We start from the raw sequence: 601 nt of genomic DNA, 5'->3' as shown, positions 1-601 counted from the left end.
CTCGCCGCCGCGGCCGTTGCCGCCGATCCCGGTGTCGAATGCATCGGGCAGGTCGGCCACACCGCTGAGGGTCGCGGTCCCGCCGATCAGGCCCTGCACGCTCCACGCCGCGGCATCGGTCGAACCGAACACGAGGCACCCGCCGTCGACGGTCGCGGTGTCGCGTTCCGACGGTGATTCCGCGTCGAGCCAGGCCTCGGTCGACCGGGTCACGCGGGCCGCAGACGACAGGCCGATCCGCACCTCACGCTCGCCCGCACCGGAGTTGCGCACCGCGATGTCGATCGCCACCGCTGTCTTCCCCGGCACGCACACGGTCGTGGTCTCGATCTCGAGCTCACCCACGCTCGCGCGCCGCACCACCCCGTCGGGCCGCCACTCGTGCGTGACGGGCACGCCGTATGACGCGAACAGGCGGCCGTCGACGAACAGCACGGCGGTCTGCGTGAGTCCTTGCGACACCGGTGGGAACTGCACGGCGCTGAGCGCGGTCAGGTCGTGGTCCACGCGCACGGTGCCGAGCATGTTCGTGAGGCCCGTGGGCGCGATCATGTCGTCGTAGTGATGGGTGACCGCATCGGCGACCAGATCCTCGACGGTG

At 71.2% G+C, this 601-nt stretch carries 1 pseudogene; it reads right to left on the bottom strand.

Going from position 1 to position 601, the window contains the following annotated elements:
* A pseudogene (locus DSP71_RS12470) lies at positions 1 to 601 on the bottom strand (hypothetical protein); the annotation flags it as partial.

It is taken from the genome of Microbacterium sp. H6 (assembly GCF_003314775.1).
Taxonomy (GTDB): domain Bacteria; phylum Actinomycetota; class Actinomycetes; order Actinomycetales; family Microbacteriaceae; genus Microbacterium; species Microbacterium oxydans.
This window is presented reverse-complemented; position numbering and strand designations above follow the sequence as displayed.